The 16,172-nt window shown below is 49.5% G+C and carries 12 protein-coding genes and 2 pseudogenes; 5 read left to right on the top strand and 9 right to left on the bottom strand.

Annotated elements, in window-relative coordinates; genetic code table 11:
* Window positions 1-444, top strand: a pseudogene (locus UC14_RS23225) (IS110-like element IS4321 family transposase); the annotation flags it as partial.
* 554 nt (window positions 445-998) lie between these two features.
* Here UC14_RS23225 and dld read toward each other — a convergent pair.
* Entirely contained in the window at window positions 999-2,726 is a 1,728-nt protein-coding gene (dld, locus tag UC14_RS23220) for a D-lactate dehydrogenase (protein ID WP_112198521.1), read from the bottom strand.
* A 387-nt stretch (window positions 2,727-3,113) separates the two neighbouring features.
* On the opposite strand from dld, the gene UC14_RS23215 reads away from it, so the two are divergent.
* Entirely contained in the window at window positions 3,114-4,025 is a 912-nt protein-coding gene (locus tag UC14_RS23215) for a LysR family transcriptional regulator (RefSeq protein WP_112198520.1), read from the top strand.
* A 298-nt stretch (window positions 4,026-4,323) separates the two neighbouring features.
* On the opposite strand, the pseudogene UC14_RS27190 reads toward UC14_RS23215, so the two are convergent.
* Window positions 4,324-4,476: pseudogene (locus tag UC14_RS27190) on the bottom strand (CrcB family protein); the annotation flags it as partial.
* 171 nt (window positions 4,477-4,647) lie between these two features.
* On the opposite strand from UC14_RS27190, the gene UC14_RS23205 reads away from it, so the two are divergent.
* Window positions 4,648-5,289 carry a recombinase family protein gene (locus UC14_RS23205; protein ID WP_112198519.1) on the top strand — a complete coding sequence of 214 codons (642 nt, stop codon included), beginning with the start codon at window positions 4,648-4,650 and terminating at the stop codon, window positions 5,287-5,289.
* A gap of 372 nt (window positions 5,290-5,661) precedes the next feature.
* On the opposite strand, the gene UC14_RS23200 is transcribed toward UC14_RS23205, so the two are convergent.
* The 6 genes from UC14_RS23200 to UC14_RS23175 all read right to left on the bottom strand — a co-directional run bounded on the left by UC14_RS23200 (window position 5,662) and on the right by UC14_RS23175 (window position 12,480).
* Window positions 5,662-7,356: an NAD-dependent malic enzyme gene (locus tag UC14_RS23200; RefSeq protein ID WP_064407398.1), complete on the bottom strand. Its 1,695-nt coding sequence runs from the start codon at window positions 7,354-7,356 to the stop codon at window positions 5,662-5,664.
* Window positions 7,357-7,421: 65 nt separating this feature from the next.
* A complete protein-coding gene (locus tag UC14_RS23195) occupies window positions 7,422-8,282 on the bottom strand; it encodes a fumarylacetoacetate hydrolase family protein (protein WP_112198518.1) in 861 nt (286 codons plus the stop codon).
* A 35-nt stretch (window positions 8,283-8,317) separates the two neighbouring features.
* Entirely contained in the window at window positions 8,318-8,926 is a 609-nt protein-coding gene (ttdB, locus tag UC14_RS23190) for a L(+)-tartrate dehydratase subunit beta (RefSeq protein ID WP_112198517.1), read from the bottom strand.
* Window positions 8,923-9,822 carry a L(+)-tartrate dehydratase subunit alpha gene (ttdA, locus tag UC14_RS23185; RefSeq protein ID WP_112198516.1) on the bottom strand — a complete coding sequence of 300 codons (900 nt, stop codon included), beginning with the start codon at window positions 9,820-9,822 and terminating at the stop codon, window positions 8,923-8,925. Before ttdA ends, ttdB begins: the two co-directional genes overlap by 4 nt.
* A gap of 38 nt (window positions 9,823-9,860) precedes the next feature.
* On the bottom strand, window positions 9,861-11,150 hold the full coding sequence (locus tag UC14_RS23180; RefSeq protein WP_112198515.1) for an MFS transporter: 1,290 nt from the start codon (window positions 11,148-11,150) through the stop codon (window positions 9,861-9,863).
* Window positions 11,151-11,565: 415 nt separating this feature from the next.
* On the bottom strand, window positions 11,566-12,480 hold the full coding sequence (locus tag UC14_RS23175; protein ID WP_112198514.1) for a LysR family transcriptional regulator: 915 nt from the start codon (window positions 12,478-12,480) through the stop codon (window positions 11,566-11,568).
* A gap of 221 nt (window positions 12,481-12,701) precedes the next feature.
* Here UC14_RS23175 and UC14_RS23170 point away from each other — a divergent pair, with 221 nt between their 5' ends.
* The gene (locus UC14_RS23170) at window positions 12,702-13,769 is read left to right on the top strand and encodes a tartrate dehydrogenase (protein WP_064407402.1); all 1,068 of its coding nucleotides are present in this window, start codon (window positions 12,702-12,704) and stop codon (window positions 13,767-13,769) included.
* Window positions 13,770-13,785: 16 nt separating this feature from the next.
* Window positions 13,786-15,057, top strand: coding sequence for a glycerate kinase (locus UC14_RS23165; protein WP_064407409.1), 1,272 nt, complete (start codon window positions 13,786-13,788; stop codon window positions 15,055-15,057).
* A 700-nt stretch (window positions 15,058-15,757) separates the two neighbouring features.
* Here the strand turns inward: UC14_RS23165 and UC14_RS23160 are convergent.
* Window positions 15,758-16,172, bottom strand: a 415-nt coding sequence (locus UC14_RS23160; RefSeq protein WP_157962147.1) for a transposase, incomplete at its 5' end; no start/stop codon positions are given.

Here is a 16,172-nt window from a genome sequence, read left to right as displayed (position 1 = left end):
CTTGTTGAGCAGATTAAAGATTTGGAATCCCAGTTGAAACGAAAGTTGGACGAAGATGAGATTGGACAGCGCTTGCTGAGCATTCCCTGCGTCGGAACACTGACAGCGAGTACTATTTCAACTGAGATTGGCGACGGGAAGCAGTACGCCAGCAGTCGTGACTTTGCGGCGGCAACAGGGCTAGTGCCTCGACAGTACAGCACGGGAGGTCGGACGACATTGCTGGGAATTAGTAAGCGAGGTAACAAAAAGATCCGAACTTTGTTGGTTCAATGTGCCAGGGTATTCATACAAAAACTGGAACACCAGTCTGGCAAATTGGCCGATTGGGTCAGGGATCTACTGTGTAGGAAAAGCAACTTTGTCGTCACTTGTGCTCTGGCAAACAAGCTGGCCAGAATAGCCTGGGCCCTAACGGCACGACAGCAAACTTATGTAGCATAACGGCAGAAATACACCGGTTTAAAGAATCACTGATCTGGTTTTGCGAATACTGATATTGATGATACTAACGGCCCACCGGCCTGTTGAGGAACCTGTAAAACGGAAAGGCTCATTGAAGCCGTATATTTTCTGGAGGTTCATCAGGCGCGGAACTCATCGAGGCGCGGGAATAAAATCCCATTCAGACGCCGGATAGATTCAAGCAAGCCAATTTATCGTCAAAATCGGTGTTGCAAAAACGGGAGTGACCATAGATACCGTTTTCCAAGCGGCCCCCTCTAATGCGGACTTCAGGGAAACTGGAGTATCTGCAACGAGGCGTGGCATGTCTTCACTCCGCGAGCCTGGGAGACCCAAAAATTGGCGACAAGGGTCCAGCAACCATCGGCATGAGCGATAGCTGAGCTGAGTTACTTTTCGTGTGTATGTGTGCGGCTCCCTTAGAAGCCGTCTTCCCAAGCAGGTGCTAGAGCGCCTACAAGCCATTCATGGTCCGACGGTCATGGCGCCGCTGGCTTCGGAGCAACCCGTACTGCTGGCGTGTCGGCCTCAGGCTAGCGATAGTTAGTGAACTTCGACGTGTGGCCGATACCGGGGTTGAAGCAGTTGCAGGGGTCCAGCCCTTGATAGTGATTGCGCAGGGCGGGCTTGGCGTAATACAGATGTCCGACATTGTGTTCAGCTGGGTATTCGGCACCGCGCTGATCCAGCAACTTCCACATCTTGTGCTCGATCGCCATGCAGTCGTTGCCCTTCTTCACGATGTAGTCCTGGTGGAACACGTGACAGAGGAAGTGGCCGTAATAGAGCTTGAGGATGATTGGCGTCTCGATCTCCCGCGGCAGCTTCTCGAACCAGTCCCGTTTGTTGCGTGGCAATGCGATATCCAGGGCGAGAATGTTCTCCACGGTCCGGGCGTGTACCGCACGGTAGCGGTTGGCTGCGCCGGCTGCCGCGAAACGATGCAGGAAAGCTTTGTCGCCTTCTTCGGGCGTACATTCGAAGAAGCTACCGGTCGCCGTGGAGAAGTAGTCCTTGAGAAAGCTTCGGGCCTCGTCCGTGCCCTCCGCCGAGACTTTGAGTAGCAAGTGATGTTCGAACTTCTCGTGGAAGTCTTTCATGCGCGCCGGCAGATGATTCGGGAACAGGTGACTTGCTGCCTGCATGAAGCGATCGGTCAGGTGCGCTGGCAGAAAGGGGATTCGGTCAAAAATAGCATCGAATCGGGCCTTCAGCGCAAACAGCTTTGGCAATCTCGCCGTGCCGAGGTAATGGATCATAAGAAAGGTATCTTTCCCATACTTCTCAGCAATCTCGAACGCATCGCGATGCATGTATTCGCCAGAGATCGGCATATGCTTGAATTTGCCGAGTACTTGCCGCCTGATATCGGTCAGCTCGTCGGTCTTGTTTGTACCGATATAGAATACCTGGGGGTTCTTCTCGATCGGGAATGTGTCCAGGCGCACTGCAAACACCATGACTTTGCCGGCGGATCCGGAGGACTCGTACAGCCGTCCAGGGTCCGCATTGAAGCGGGCCGGCGTGTCCTCGTCGATCTCGCGGACATGCTGGACATAGTTGTGATCTGACCCTGCTCCAGCGTCGTGAACGACGTCAGAGTCAGAGAAATCACCGCTGTCGAGGTGTCCCAGGATGTCCTCCTCCGACCCAGTCAGACGGATTCCGAGATGATTGACCAGGTGTAAATGTCCCTCGTCATCGACGCGTGCGAATACCGACATCTGCGTATACGCCGGGCCGCGCTGAACCAGCGCGCCCCCCGAGTTGTTGCATACCCCGCCAAATACTGAGGCGCCGATGCAACTGGAGCCGATGACAGAATGCGGTTCCCGCCCAATGGGCAATAACTTTTGCTCAAGCTGATCGAGCGTCGCACCCGGTAGGCAGACAACCTGCGTACCACCCTCGATCAGATAGACCTTTTTCATGCGAATGGTGCTGACGATGACGATGTCGCGGTCATAGTCGTTACCGTCGGGCGTTGAACCACCCGTTAGTCCCGTGTTGGACGCTTGCGAGATAACGATCACGTTGGCATTGATGCAGGCCTTCAGTACATGCCATTGTTCGACAAGTGACCCGGGCCTGACGACTGCCAGAGCCTTGCCGGTGCCAAATCTGAATCCCGTTCGATAGCGTTTCGTCGCGGCTTCATCGGTCAAAACGTTTTTTCGGCCGACGATGGCCGTCAAGTTGGAGACGAGAAGGCTGCGGTCACCAGCCGGTTGGACCGAAGCGGCCGTGGGCCATTCAAGCATTGAGGACACGAGAGACTCCTTATTTGTTTAAGGGCGTCAAACGAAGGGCACAGAGATCAAGGATCTGCTCTGGTTGGCCTACGAGAAAAACCGCCCTTTGTTGATGATGTTGTCAGCTTAGGAGCATGTCGCGATTCGATCCAATACTTCATAGACACGTTTTCAAGACGAGAAACATATCGAAAACAAGTTGGTCGAGGTATGCTGGTCGTAGCCGTGCGCTCTCCCTCCATTTGGGTGCAGGCGTGCCCAAGATGACGGCGTGCGCCGCTCGGCCTCGTTTCCGTACACGCGCATACGGTGCAGGTACTGAAGCCGCCATGCTCAGATGGCTGATCTGGAGTCTTGGGCTTTCGCCCGCACGCACCTTGAACCGGAGGACATACCATGGAGTTTCGCCAGTTGCGGTATTTTTTGGCCGTGGCCGAGCATCTGCATTTCACCATCGCAGCAGAGCGACTCGGCATCGCCCAGCCTCCCCTAAGCCAACAGATCATCAAGCTTGAGCGAGAAATCGGCACCAAGCTCTTTTTCCGTTATCCGAGACGGGTAGAGCTGACTGAGGCTGGCACCATCTTCAGGGAGAGCGCGAGACGCATACTTGAAGATGCCGACCGTGCACTAGCACAGGTGAAGAAGGCTGCCAGAGGCGAAAGTGGCAGTTTGTCCATAGGCTTTGCCGGATCGACGGTCTTTCATCCCTTGGTGGCTACGGTCATGCGTCAATTTCGCCAGGGTTATCCGGGCGTTTCGATCAAGTCCGAAGAGAGCAATAGCACAACGCTTCTCGAAACAGTCATGGATGGCAAGGTCGATTGCGCTTTGGTTAGGCTCCCATTGAATTGTCGGGACCTCGACACCGTTTCTCTGGTTGAGGAGGAAATGGTCGCGGTCCTGCCATCGGGTCATCGCCTGGGCCGTTTGAGAAGCATTGAACTGGCGCAACTGTCGCGCGATCCGCTTATTCTCTTTCCTCGCCACATAGGCCCTGACCTGTATGACTCGATTATCAGTGCTTGCCGCATTGCGGGTTTCTCACCGCAGATCGAGATGGAATCTCCGCAGATTTCCTCGACCGTGAACATGGTTGCGGCCGGCTTCGGTGTGACGCTGATCCCCGAGTCCATTCGACAAATACATGCGACCGGTGTGACCTATCAGAAAATCAAGCACAAGGTGCTTAGGACGACCATTGCACTGGTGCACCGACCACGTGAGAAGTCAGCTACCGTCCAAAACTTGGTAGGCATCCTTCGAACCGTCGCCAAGCAGCGCTCTAGAAGCGACGCCAAACCTTAGCGATCAGTGGCAACCGCCGCCACCCGACTGAAAAACCAGTATCTATTCTGCAACCGCTGATTGAGGGGGGCAGTTTGGAGATCGGAAATTATTGGGGTTTGAGGGCCAGTGATGTAAAAAACCACGCCAAGAGGTTAATTCATTGTTTATATTGATATGTTAGGTAATGCGTTTACAGTCGTCATGGAGACTAAGTGCTAATGAAACGCAATACTAAGTCGAAGGGATTGAGGTCAAAGGGACGAAATTTTACGCTAAGCGTCACATTAGTTGATGAACCTATTATGTAAGTGAATTCTCATGCTAATAATGTGGTTATGATAAAAAAACCTAAAGCCGTCATGATGAGGGAGCCAATGACGTGAATAAGTACAGACGTCAAAGCCCATATATAGTTTCCCGCCTGGAGTAATGCGAATACTTCAACAGAAAATGTAGAGAAAGGGGTCAGTTTGGATATCGAAAATTATTGTACGGCAAGCCTGTTTTTTGAGCAGGCTTACTTATAGCAATAGGGTACACCCTGAAGCCATAACCAAAACGTGACGGCACACAATGAATGAGATAACCTAAATGCGATAGATTAAATGCAATAACCTAAATGCGATAATGCGGTGAAAAAATGTTCATCAGAGCTTATTTAAGAGCATCGACGGAAGATCAGTTCGCCGATCGGGCAAAAGAGATGCTGGAGCAGTTCGTCCAGGAACGAGGGCATAAAATCGCCAGCTACTACCGGGAAAATATCAGTGGTACAAAACTTGAGCGCCCGGAACTGGGACGCTTACTGATGGACAGTCACCACAATGATATTTTACTGGTCGAGCAGATAGACCGTCTTACACGTCTCAGCAACAGCGACTGGATGACGCTAAAAAAACAGATAGAACAACATGAGCTGCGAATTGTCAGTCTTGATGTGCCCACATCATGGCAGGCACTGTCAGATAAGGCCCCTTCGCAGGCCGACCCGATCACCCGCGCCGTGATAACCGCCATCAATAACATGCTTATCGATCTGATGGCCGCAATGTCACATAAGGACTGGCTGAGCCGCCGCCAGCGGCAAAAACAGGGAATCGAACGGGCTCATACAATTGGAAAGTACCGGGGTAAGCAGGCCGATCAGGAACGGCATCAGAAAGTCCTGTACTACCGGCAGGTAAAGAAACTGAGTATCCGGGAAACGGCGGATGCTATAGGCTACAGTGCTTCACAGGTTTGCCGGATACAAGCGCTTCATAAAAATAATGAAACTGCCTGAAAGGCTGGAATAACGGTGTTTATTTGCAGTCATGGCGTAATAGTTCGCGCTGTAACAACTTTTGTGATTAGCAGCCTGACGCATCATCTATGTAAGGAAAGTCCGCTGCGTGCCAAAAGCGGACATGGCTAACAACACGGTACGTTAAATGGGGAGCAGATCAGCTCCACTGTGTATGCAACAGCGGGGCCTTCTTTGGCATTCAGAAAATGGCGACGGTGCTCAACTAACTTCTGGAACAACCTGATACCCGGGAAAAGGTTCCCCATTCTGTGCACATCCACCTCATCAGTTGCAGACATCATATTTCTGATGAGGTGTTAGGCATCTTTAGGCCACTCCACTTTTTACGTTATGTCGCAGTGCTACACCTTAGAACGAAGTGCGACGATAGTGTCGGTATTCCGGTTGCCAGAAGTTCGCCTCAATGGATTTGTTGAGCACTTCATCTGAGAGCTTTGCTGCCAGACCCTGCGACATGGCGCACTTGGCCACCATTCTGGCGATATGGCGAGAAACCTGATGGATCCCTGCCAGATCCGGCAACAGCGCGCCGTCTTCCCCGTTAACCAGCGGTGAGCACTCCGCCAGGGCTCGACTGGCTGACATCAGCATGGCATCGGTTACCCGTCTGGCACCAGAGGCGATGACGCCCAGCCCTATCCCCGGGAAAATGTAAGAGTTGTTGCACTGGGCGATGACATAGCGCTTGCCCTTGTATTCCACCGGTGCAAACGGGCTGCCGGTCGCCACCAACACCTGGCCATCAGTCCAGCGAATGAGATCCGCAGGAGTCGCTTCCACCCGCGAGGTGGGGTTAGAGAGCGGGAAGATGATAGGCCGGGCACAGTGCTTGTGCATAGTCTTCACCACCTCTTCGCTAAATAATCCCGGCTGGCCAGAGACGCCGATCAGGATATCCGGGCGACCATGCTCCATCACCTCCAGCAGAGAGATGTTGCCCTCCACCGGCCATTCTCTGATCCGCTCCAGCGGCTGAGAGAGTTTGCGCTGGAAGTCGAGCTGGTTCGGGTGCTTGTCGGTGATGAGGCCGCATCTGTCGACCATGAAGACCCGGCTACGCGCCTGTGCATCCGTCAACCCTTCCGCTTTCATCTGTGCCACTATCTGTTCGGCGATGCCACAACCCGCACTGCCCGCGCCAAGGAAGGCGACGCGCTTTTCGGAAATCCGGGTTCCGGAGGCTTTGCAGGCGGCAAGCAGGCTACCTAACGCTACCGCGGCAGTGCCCTGAATATCATCGTTGAAACAGCACAGCTCGTCTTTGTAGCGATTGAGCAGCGGCATCGCATTACCCTGGGCAAAGTCTTCGAACTGCAACAGGATATTAGGCCAGCGGCGTTTGGCGACCTGGATGAAGGCATCGACAAACTCATCATACTGTTCGCCACTGATGCGCGGATGGCGCCACCCCATGTAGAAGGGATCATCGAGCAACTGCTGGTTGTTTGTGCCCACGTCCAGCACCACCGGCAGACAGTAGGCTGGCGAGATACCGCCACAGGCGGTGTAGAGTGACAGTTTGCCAATGGGAATACCCATACCACCGATCCCCTGGTCACCCAGACCCAGGATCCGCTCGCCATCGGTGAGCACGATAACCTTGACGTTCTGCTTGGTGGCATTTTGCAGCATGTCATCAATCCGATCCTTGTCCGGATAGGAGATAAACAGACCGCGGGCTCGGCGGTAAATATTGGAGAACTCCTCACAGGCCTTACCCACCGTCGGAGTATAAATAATCGGCATCATCTCAGTCAGGTGGCTGTTTATTAATCGGTAAAACAGAGTCTCGTTAGTATCCTGGATGTTGCGCAGGTAGATATGTTTGTTCAGGTCGTTACCAAAGACCCTGAACTGACGGTAGGCGCGCTCGACCTGCTCTTCAATGGATTCGATATTCTGGGGCAGAAGACCTTTAAGGTTGAAGCTGCTGCGCTCCTCACTGGTGAAGGCACTGCCTTTGTTGAGCAACGGAATTTCCAGCAAAACAGGTCCGGCGTGGGGAATATAGAGAGGACGTTGCTGATTGTTTTCTTCTAGCATAGGATTGTACCTTGATTGTTTTCAGCAGCATTAAAATAAGCGCCACCGCAGCGGCGCTTTATATTTTAATAATGACCGATCACTGAGTGAGCAGAAACCCGGTTTACCAGACGGCCTATTTTTCCAATTTCCACTTCAATCAAATCGCCTTCTTTCATAAATAATGGCGGGGTGCGTTTTTTCCCAACCCCACCAGGTGAACCCGTAATAATGACATCACCGGCTTCCAGCGGACTAAAACGGGAAATATATTCAATTAATTTAGCAACAGTATTTACCATGCTGTGAGTAGAATCATTCTGCACACGATTTCCGTTCAGCCAGGTACCAATTTCCAAATCCTGCGGATCGGTAATTTCATCACTCGTCACCATCCACGGCCCAAACGCACCCGTGTTGCGCCAGTTTTTACCGGACGTGAACCAGGAATATTGCATGTCGCGAACCGAGCCATCCATAAAACAGCTGTAGCCGGCAACGTGCTGCAAAGCCTCTTCCCGTGTGACGTTGTCAGTACGCTTGCCAATCACCACGGCCAGCTCACCTTCATAATCAAATTCATTACTACTCTCGGGTTTATAGAGCGCTTCACCATGGGCACAGAGTGAATCAGGGAAACGAATAAACAACGTTGGGGCATCAATAGTCTGCTCAAACTCAACGCGCTTTTCCATGTAATTCATGCCGACACAGAATATCTTGCTCGGGTTTTCAATCACCGGAAGAAAACGAATTTCACTCACATGGAAATCCGGTTCCCCTTTTTTCATATGTGTCAGTTCATTCAGTGCATTACCGGCAATTGCTGATTTCAAATCAGGGAAATAGGCAGACAGGCGTTTGCCAAAATCATAAACCTGGTTGCCTTCAACATCTCCCCAGGTTTTTTTACCGGAACGCGGATTGATGAAACTTAATAACTTCATAATTTATTCCTGTAACAACACGTTTGCTGCCATGATTATTTGATGAATTTAATCTGCTGATTTATTTCTTCGATAATAGAAACTTTACGGGTGTTGTAGACTTTCTTATTCTCTTCAATCAAATTATTCCCCTCGGTATCAATGGAAATAATCAGCGGCCCGAACTCTTTTACCCGGGTGACCCATAACGTTTCTGGCATCCCCAGATCACGCCATTGGGCATCTTCTATTTTTTCGACACAGGTTGCCGCCAGAACACCACAGCCGCCAGGGAAGATGGCATGCACAGCTTTAAAACGGCGACATCCTTCCTCGGTATTCGGTCCCATACCGCCTTTCCCGACAATCAGTTTCACGCCAGTTTGCTCGATGAACTCTTTTTCAAACTTCTCCATGCGCATACTGGTTGTCGGACCAATCGAGATCATTTCAAATTCATTTTCACCCTTTTCCACCACGATAGGTCCGGCATGGAAAATCGCCAGCCCTTTCAGGTCAACAGGGAGTTCACGTCCCAGTTCAATCAGACGACGGTGAGCAACGTCGCGACAGGTCACTAATGTCCCGGTCAGATACACCACATCACCGGTTCTGAGTGACAGTAAATCTTCATCTTTGATTGGCGTGGTCAGGATCTTTTTCATAGTACAACACCCTCGTGGGACAGAATTTCATAGGAGAGATCAGCAGCAAAACGGATTGCGCCACGACGGTGTGCCCAGCAGCCCGTCGACACGGCGACACCGATGGTGGAAGGATGGCGAGCCGAGGACTCAATATTGACCCCCATCACCGACGCATTCCCGCCCAGACCCTGTGGACCCAGTCCAACCTTGTTCAGCCCATCTTCCAGCAACCTTTCCATTTTTGCCGCATCCGGATTCGGGTGCTGTGAATCCACCGGGCGTAAAATGGCTTTTTTGGACAGACGCGCAGCCGTTTCGACGGAGGTTGAAACGCCCACACCAACCAGCAACGGCGGGCACGCATTGACCCCATAAGAGGTGATCACGTCAAACACAAACTGGTTTACGCCTTCGTATCCCTGGCCTGGCATCAGTACCTTGGCAGCACCGGGTAATGAACAACCCCCACCGGCCATATACACTTCGATGGTGCAGTGGTCGTCATCGGGAATAATTTCCCAGTCGAGCCACGGGATCCGCGAGCCAGTGTTGGTGCCGGTATTTTTTTCGATAAAGGTTTCCACTGCGTTATGGCGCAAAGGTGCTCTTTTGGTGGCCTCCAGCGTGGCGTTTTTTAACACTTCCTCCAGTTTCCCCAGGTAAGGGAAATTAGCACCCGTGGTAATGAAATACTGGATAACGCCCGTATCCTGGCAGCAGGGACGATCTAATTCATCCGCTCTTTTCTGGTTTTCTGCCATGGATTCATACACAACTTTAGCCAGTTCGGCGTCTTCATTAGCGCGCAGTTCTTCCAGTTTTTTAATGACGTCAGTCGGCAAACGTTTTCCGATATAACCAGTGAACCGGGCCATGACATCCTGTAACAGGAATATATCTTTCTGATCGTTCACAATGAAACTCCTTTTAATAAATTAAATTAACCACGTTATTAACAGGCATTATTTTCTAATTTACGTCGCTTGAATTCAATGGACAGTGTCAGTAGCGCGGAAATAACCAGCATTCCAGCTATGAAATAAAGCGCGTAACTGAAGTCACCTGTTGTTTCTTTCAGCCAACCGATCATTGCTGGGCCAACAAACCCACCCAAATTACCGATTGCATTTATTGCCCCAAGCCCTGCGGCTGCCGCTGGGCCAGAAAGAAATAGTGATGGGATACTCCACAGCGGTGGCTTGCAAGAAGAGATACCCATATTTGCCATGACCAATGCTAAAATAGCGAGAGGGAATGAGTGAGCAACTCCAGCTAATACAAACCCAACACACGCCAGGGAGCAAGCACCCACAACATGCCAGGTTCTTTCTTTGGTTTTATCAGAATGTCTGGCCCAAAGAATCATAGCAATCGCAGCAAATGCAGGTGGAATGGCATTAACTAATCCAACTTGCATCATGCTTAGGCCAAAGGTTTTAATAAATTGTGGTGACCAGATATTAAGAGAATACAAGCCGGCTGATGTTCCAAAATAGACAACGGCCAGCGTCAGCACACGAATATCTGTCAACCCTTTCCAGATGCTCGTCTTAACGGTTGTATTTTGGTTTTGTTTTTCTGCAGCTAGAGTATCTACCAGCCATTTCGTTTCCGGTTCAGTCAGCCATTTATTTTTTTCTGGACGATCATTCACATAGAACAATGTAAATATACCGACTACACCGGCTGCTATGGTGCAGAAAAGGAACATTAACTGCCAGCCTTTATATCCAAATGCGCCATCCAGAGTTAAAATGGTTCCCGCTAAAGGTGAACCCAACACTGCAGATAATGGCGCCGCGGCCATAAATACGGCAATCATTTGTGCACGACGTTTAATAGGGAACCAGGTGCTGAGATAAAGGATAATCCCTGAAAAGGAGCCTGCTTCAGCAACCCCCAACAAGAACCGGAGAACATAAAATTCCGTAGCCGTTTCGACATTCATCATAAAGTACGTAATGACTGACCAACTCAACAGGATTCTTGCTAACCAGATGCGTGGTCCAACTTTTTGCAGAATAATATTTGATGGGACATCAGTTAAGAAATAACCAAGGAAAAACAGTCCTGCGCCAAGACCAAAGACGGCATCAGAAAAGCCAAGTTCCTGATTCATCGTCATCGCAGCAAAACCAATATTAATCCTGTCAAAAAAGCCAATAAAATAAACCAGCATTACATATGGCATTATTCTCCATGTTATTTTTTTGAGGGCAGATAGTTCTATTGAGTTAGTCATGGCATACCTTCCAGTATTATTAATTAATAATAACTTGCGTTATGTCACACTTACATTTAGATGCAGGGTGTGGCATCAAATATGCGCTGGGCCAATGACAGGATCATCCCACTGTGATTATATAAAAAAATGCAATACTGACTGTAGAGTGCCGTTTCCTATGAAAAGTACAACACGGATCAAAAATATGGATATTAAAATGAGATCGGCAGCATGTTTTTAACCTAAAGCCTATTTAAAGTTAAAAAATAAGATTGAGTGATATCACTTATATTTGTGAAATACTTCAAATATTGATACATAAGTTACAAAGATGTCCTCATGTTGCTTATGAAGGGATGACTAAAATCGTGTTGTGTCAGTCAAAGAGGGAGTAACTGGAGGATGATAAGGCGCCATCATGAAGGCGCTTTTTTTAATATTGCCTTGAGATACGTTCAAGTTCCTGCATGACGATGACCATCATGTTATCGCGAGTTTCATCACGGGAATCCTTAACCCAGACAGCAGAAATCGGTAATTTTTTTCTTATGCTGACGTATTCTTTCGCCAGTGGAATGAACTTCACACTCGGGACCGACATACGACTGACCCAGCGCGGCATAATAGCAGCCCCCAATTCGGCGGCAACCATATTAATAATGGTCTGCTTTTCATCAGAAATTTTTATTAACTGTGGCTTAAAATCAACATCATTAAATAAATCCATAGTTAAATCATAGCTGTGGGGGCGGACTTTTCTTTCAGGAACGATCATTGGAATGTTAATAAGATCGTCAGCATGTATTTCATTCTTCTGCGCAAGAGGATGTTGTTCATATATTGCCAGAACGACATCTTCATAAAACAGGAATTTATTTTCAAGTTCACTATCCATTTTTTCCGGTGGACGAATAAATATTAAATCCAGACGTCCTGATTTCAGCTTGGGTAACAGTTTTGATGTTTTGTCTTCCATTATTTGAACTTCAACGTCTGGCCATTTTTCACGGAATATATACAGGAGCAGAGGGATTAAACTGATTGCAGCACTGTCGATGGCACCAATACGTAAACGTCCGGAATTCTGCCGGGCAAGTTTCTGAAAACGTAGCTGGAGTTGATCGGCTCTCAAGACAATTTCTCGTGCTTCTTTAAGGAATAGTGCTCCGTGAGCGGTCAGGGCCACGTTGCGGGTGGAACGAGACAACAACCTTGTGCCGAGGCTGGCTTCGAGCAATTTGATATAACGCCCGAGTGCAGACGGATGCATCTCCAGCTTCTGCGAGGCATGCCCGAAATGCAGTTCATCTGCGACGGTAATGAAGCATCGAAGCTGTGTAAGTTCCATAAATTCCCCCCAAAGATTATATCATTTTTTTGTATAAACCGATGCTGATGATACTAATTACTTTTTATGGATAATGATAGTAGTCCTCTATGAGTTATTAATGACACCCACCGAAACTGTGACAGAGATTTAATAATAGTACCGACGGATGGCACAACATTTTTTTGTCAAAATATAACTTGTTTCAAATACACAAAACAATCAGACTTAGGAGTCTTACCATGCGTAACTACAAAATTGCGGCTATTCCTGCTGATGGTATTGGTACTGAAGTGATTGCCGCAGGCGTAAGTGTTTTAGAAACCCTGCAAAAAAAATTGGGCGATGTCACTTTCCAGATTGAGCATTTTGACTGGGGTTCTGATTATTATAAAAAAAATGGTGTGATGATGCCGGAGAACGGCCTGGAAACACTGAAAAATTTTGATGCGATTTATTTTGGTGCCGTAGGTGCGCCGGACGTTCCGGACCATATCACTTTATGGGGTTTGCGCCTTCCAATCTGCCAGGGCTTTGATCAGTATGCAAACGTCCGTCCGACTAGAATTCTTCCGGGTATTGAGTCTCCTCTGCGGAATGCTGGCCCGGGTGATCTCGACTGGGTGATTGTTCGTGAAAACTCAGAAGGTGAGTATTCTGGTATTGGTGGCCGTGCACATCGCGGATTACCGGAAGAAGTGGGCACCGAAGTCTCAATCTTCACCCGCGTCGGGGTTACCCGCATCATGCGCTACGCCTTCAAACTTGCGCAGTCACGTCCGCGTAAACTACTCACCGTTGTGACGAAATCCAATGCTCAGCGTCACGGTATGGTGATGTGGGATGAAATCGCGGCTGAAGTGGCGAAAGAGTTCCCAGATGTGGTGTGGGACAAAATGTTGGTTGATGCCATGACGCATCGCATGACATTGCATCCAAAAACCCTTGATACCATTGTTGCTACAAATCTGCATGCTGACATTTTGTCCGATCTCGCCGGCGCGTTAGCGGGCAGCCTGGGTGTTGCGCCTACAGCCAATATCGATCCTGAACGCCGCTTCCCGTCAATGTTCGAGCCAATTCACGGTTCTGCATTTGATATCACCGGTAAAGGTATTGCCAACCCGGTCGCAACTTTCTGGACTGCTGCACAAATGCTGGATCATCTGGGTGAACACGAAGCTTCACAACGTCTGATGCAGGCAGTAGAGGAAGTTTGTGCTGCCGGTATTAAAACGCCGGACGTGGGTGGGAAAGCGACAACACAAGATGTTACCGACGCGGTTATCTCTGCCATTATGAAAGCTTGAGGCACAGAGGATGAAGATGGCAACGTGGAATGACGAAAAGGCACGAGGTGCATTGCTTGAGATGTTCAATGCTGCGGTGAGAAGTGCAGATCCTCATGTGAATTTATCTGCTGCGTTGCCAGAACCACCCAAGGGGCGATGCATTGTGGTGGGGGCCGGTAAGGCTTCCGGCGCAATGGCAGCAGCACTGGAATCGGCATGGTCAGATGTGCCGATTTCTGGTGTGGTTGTCACCCGTTATGGGCATGCCGTAGCAACGCAACACATTCGTATTATAGAAGCCGCACATCCTGTTTCTGATTCGATGAGTGAAGTGGCTTCGATGCTTATCCTGGACGCTGTAAAAAATCTGACGTCAGATGATTTGGTGATCGCCCTAATTTCAGGTGGTGGCTCTGCTTTGATGGCGTTGCCGCGTAATGGTATTACGCTGTCCGAAAAACAGGCTGTCAACAAAGCGTTATTACGAAGCGGTGCCACCATTCAGGAAATGAACACCGTACGGAAGCATTTGTCTGATATTAAAGGGGGAAGGCTGGCATATGCCGCGCTTCCCGCGAAGGTTGTAACCTTAGTTATCAGTGATGTTCCAGGCGACCAGCCTGAGTATATTGCCTCTGGACCAACGGTACCCGATCAGAGCACCTATGAGCAGGCTTTAGATATTCTAAGACGCTATTCCATGGAATTGCCGGAGTCTGTGGCGCATGTGCTGAGAGAAGAACGCTATGCCGTGAGTGAAAGGGACATTGAGACTGATGTGCGGATGATTGCGACACCGGCCAAAGCGCTACATTCCGCAGCTGAAGTTGCGCGTCGGATGGGGATTACACCTATCATTCTCGGCGATGCACTTGAAGGTGAAAGTGCGCAACTGGGCATTGTGATGGCTGGAATAGCGCGTTCTGTTAAATATCACGGACAACCTGTAACGGCACCTGCGGTATTGCTGTCCGGTGGTGAAACGACGGTCACAATTGGGTCAGGCGTTGCGAAGCAGGGTGGCCGAAATACTGAGTTCCTGCTGAGCCTTGCGAATGCATTGGCAGGTGAAGAACATATTTGGGCTCTCGCCGGAGATAGTGATGGAATCGACGGAACAGAGGATGCGGCCGGTGCGTTTGTCAGCCCGAGCACGCTTGCCCGTGCAATTGAAAGAGGTCTAAGCGGGAAAAATATGCTGGCTGAACACGACAGCTACACTTTCTTCGCAGGAATCAATGACCTTATTAAAACGGGGCCAACATTGACGAATGTTAATGATATACGTGCAATTTTAATTGGTTAAGCAAAGCAGAATTGTGAACCTCGTCGAAGCCCGCTAAATGTTCAAACCGGGGAATAGAATTATTCCTGCACAATCGGCATGACCAGCCCTGATATAGGTTGGCACTTACCAGCCTGTAAAATGCCTGATGAACTGCATCGGGCGTTTTGTATTTCAGCGACGGTTTAACCAATTTTCTTGCCCGTTCAAGAGTGTAGTTATGCAGTGGACGCCCTTGCTAAAGTAGCCAATGCAATACTTTTGCTGACTACATTAATCTGGGAGAAACATCACATGAAAATGATCAGAGTTGTTAGTATCGATATCACCAAAACTTTTCTTCTGGTTCGTTTGGTGGCCAATCGACATTACCAATATGATCTGACGTGCACACTATTTATTAATGCAACAGGATGTTAACTACGTCAGCTAAGTATCCCTGTAATCCTAACCAATCACTTTTAGATATCTTCCAACAAACTGATTATGTCAGTGTTAGGCTAATGTCTGCTGATCGCTCAAAGCTGCCTGTGCTCCACCACAGCTCAGAGGTACAAAAAACCACCTTAACGTACAATAATTTTCGATATCCAAACTGACCCCTTCGTTGGATCATCACTTATCTGTCATGTACATTACGATCACCACCTATGCGTCACCTAAAGGCGGCTTTGTTGAATAAATCGGATTTAGATAAAAGCTCCCCTCGTCGCTGACTTTCTCAGGCAATCCGTACGCTTTCTGGCATGCCTGCACGCGTCATTTTGTTTAATGCGCGGATCATGGCCATAGCCTCCCCAACCTGCGCATCATGATCCCGCAACGTAAGATGCCCACCAAACAGCTGTTTGACACGGTACATTGCCGTTTCAGCCACCGAACGTCGGTTGTAAGCCGTGTGCCATTTCCAGTACGCATTGCTTCCCGTGAGCCGTTGCCGGGCAACCGCCTGATTTCTGTCGGCATACTCAGCCGACCAGTAACCCGCTCGGGTTCGCGGCGGGATAAGTGCTTTGATTTTCTTACGCCGCAGTTCGTCGTGGCACCGTCTGGTGTCATAAGCTCCGTCGGCTGAAGCGACCCTGATTTTCCGGTGTGTCTGGTGGATAAGTCCCGTGAATGCTTCTGCATCAGTC

The organism is Rahnella sp. NRRL B-41462 (genome assembly GCF_003263525.1).
Taxonomy (GTDB): domain Bacteria; phylum Pseudomonadota; class Gammaproteobacteria; order Enterobacterales; family Enterobacteriaceae; genus Rahnella; species Rahnella aceris.
Note: the sequence above shows the minus strand (reverse complement) of the source record. Positions and strands in the feature narration are given on the sequence as shown.

Bases quoted from the DNA above. Each gene is read 5' to 3' on its own strand.
- UC14_RS23205 (WP_112198519.1), top strand. From the start codon at position 4,648: ATGTTCATCAGAGCTTATTTAAGAGCATCGACGGAAGATCAGTTCGCC.
- dld (WP_112198521.1), bottom strand. From the start codon at position 2,726: ATGCTTGAATGGCCCACGGCCGCTTCGGTCCAACCGGCTGGTGACCGC.
- UC14_RS23165 (WP_064407409.1), top strand. From the start codon at position 13,786: ATGGCAACGTGGAATGACGAAAAGGCACGAGGTGCATTGCTTGAGATG.
- UC14_RS23195 (WP_112198518.1), bottom strand. From the start codon at position 8,282: ATGAAGTTATTAAGTTTCATCAATCCGCGTTCCGGTAAAAAAACCTGG.
- ttdB (WP_112198517.1), bottom strand. From the start codon at position 8,926: ATGAAAAAGATCCTGACCACGCCAATCAAAGATGAAGATTTACTGTCA.
- UC14_RS23170 (WP_064407402.1), top strand. From the start codon at position 12,702: ATGCGTAACTACAAAATTGCGGCTATTCCTGCTGATGGTATTGGTACT.
- UC14_RS23175 (WP_112198514.1), bottom strand. From the start codon at position 12,480: ATGGAACTTACACAGCTTCGATGCTTCATTACCGTCGCAGATGAACTG.
- UC14_RS23180 (WP_112198515.1), bottom strand. From the start codon at position 11,150: ATGACTAACTCAATAGAACTATCTGCCCTCAAAAAAATAACATGGAGA.
- UC14_RS23200 (WP_064407398.1), bottom strand. From the start codon at position 7,356: ATGCTAGAAGAAAACAATCAGCAACGTCCTCTCTATATTCCCCACGCC.
- UC14_RS23215 (WP_112198520.1), top strand. From the start codon at position 3,114: ATGGAGTTTCGCCAGTTGCGGTATTTTTTGGCCGTGGCCGAGCATCTG.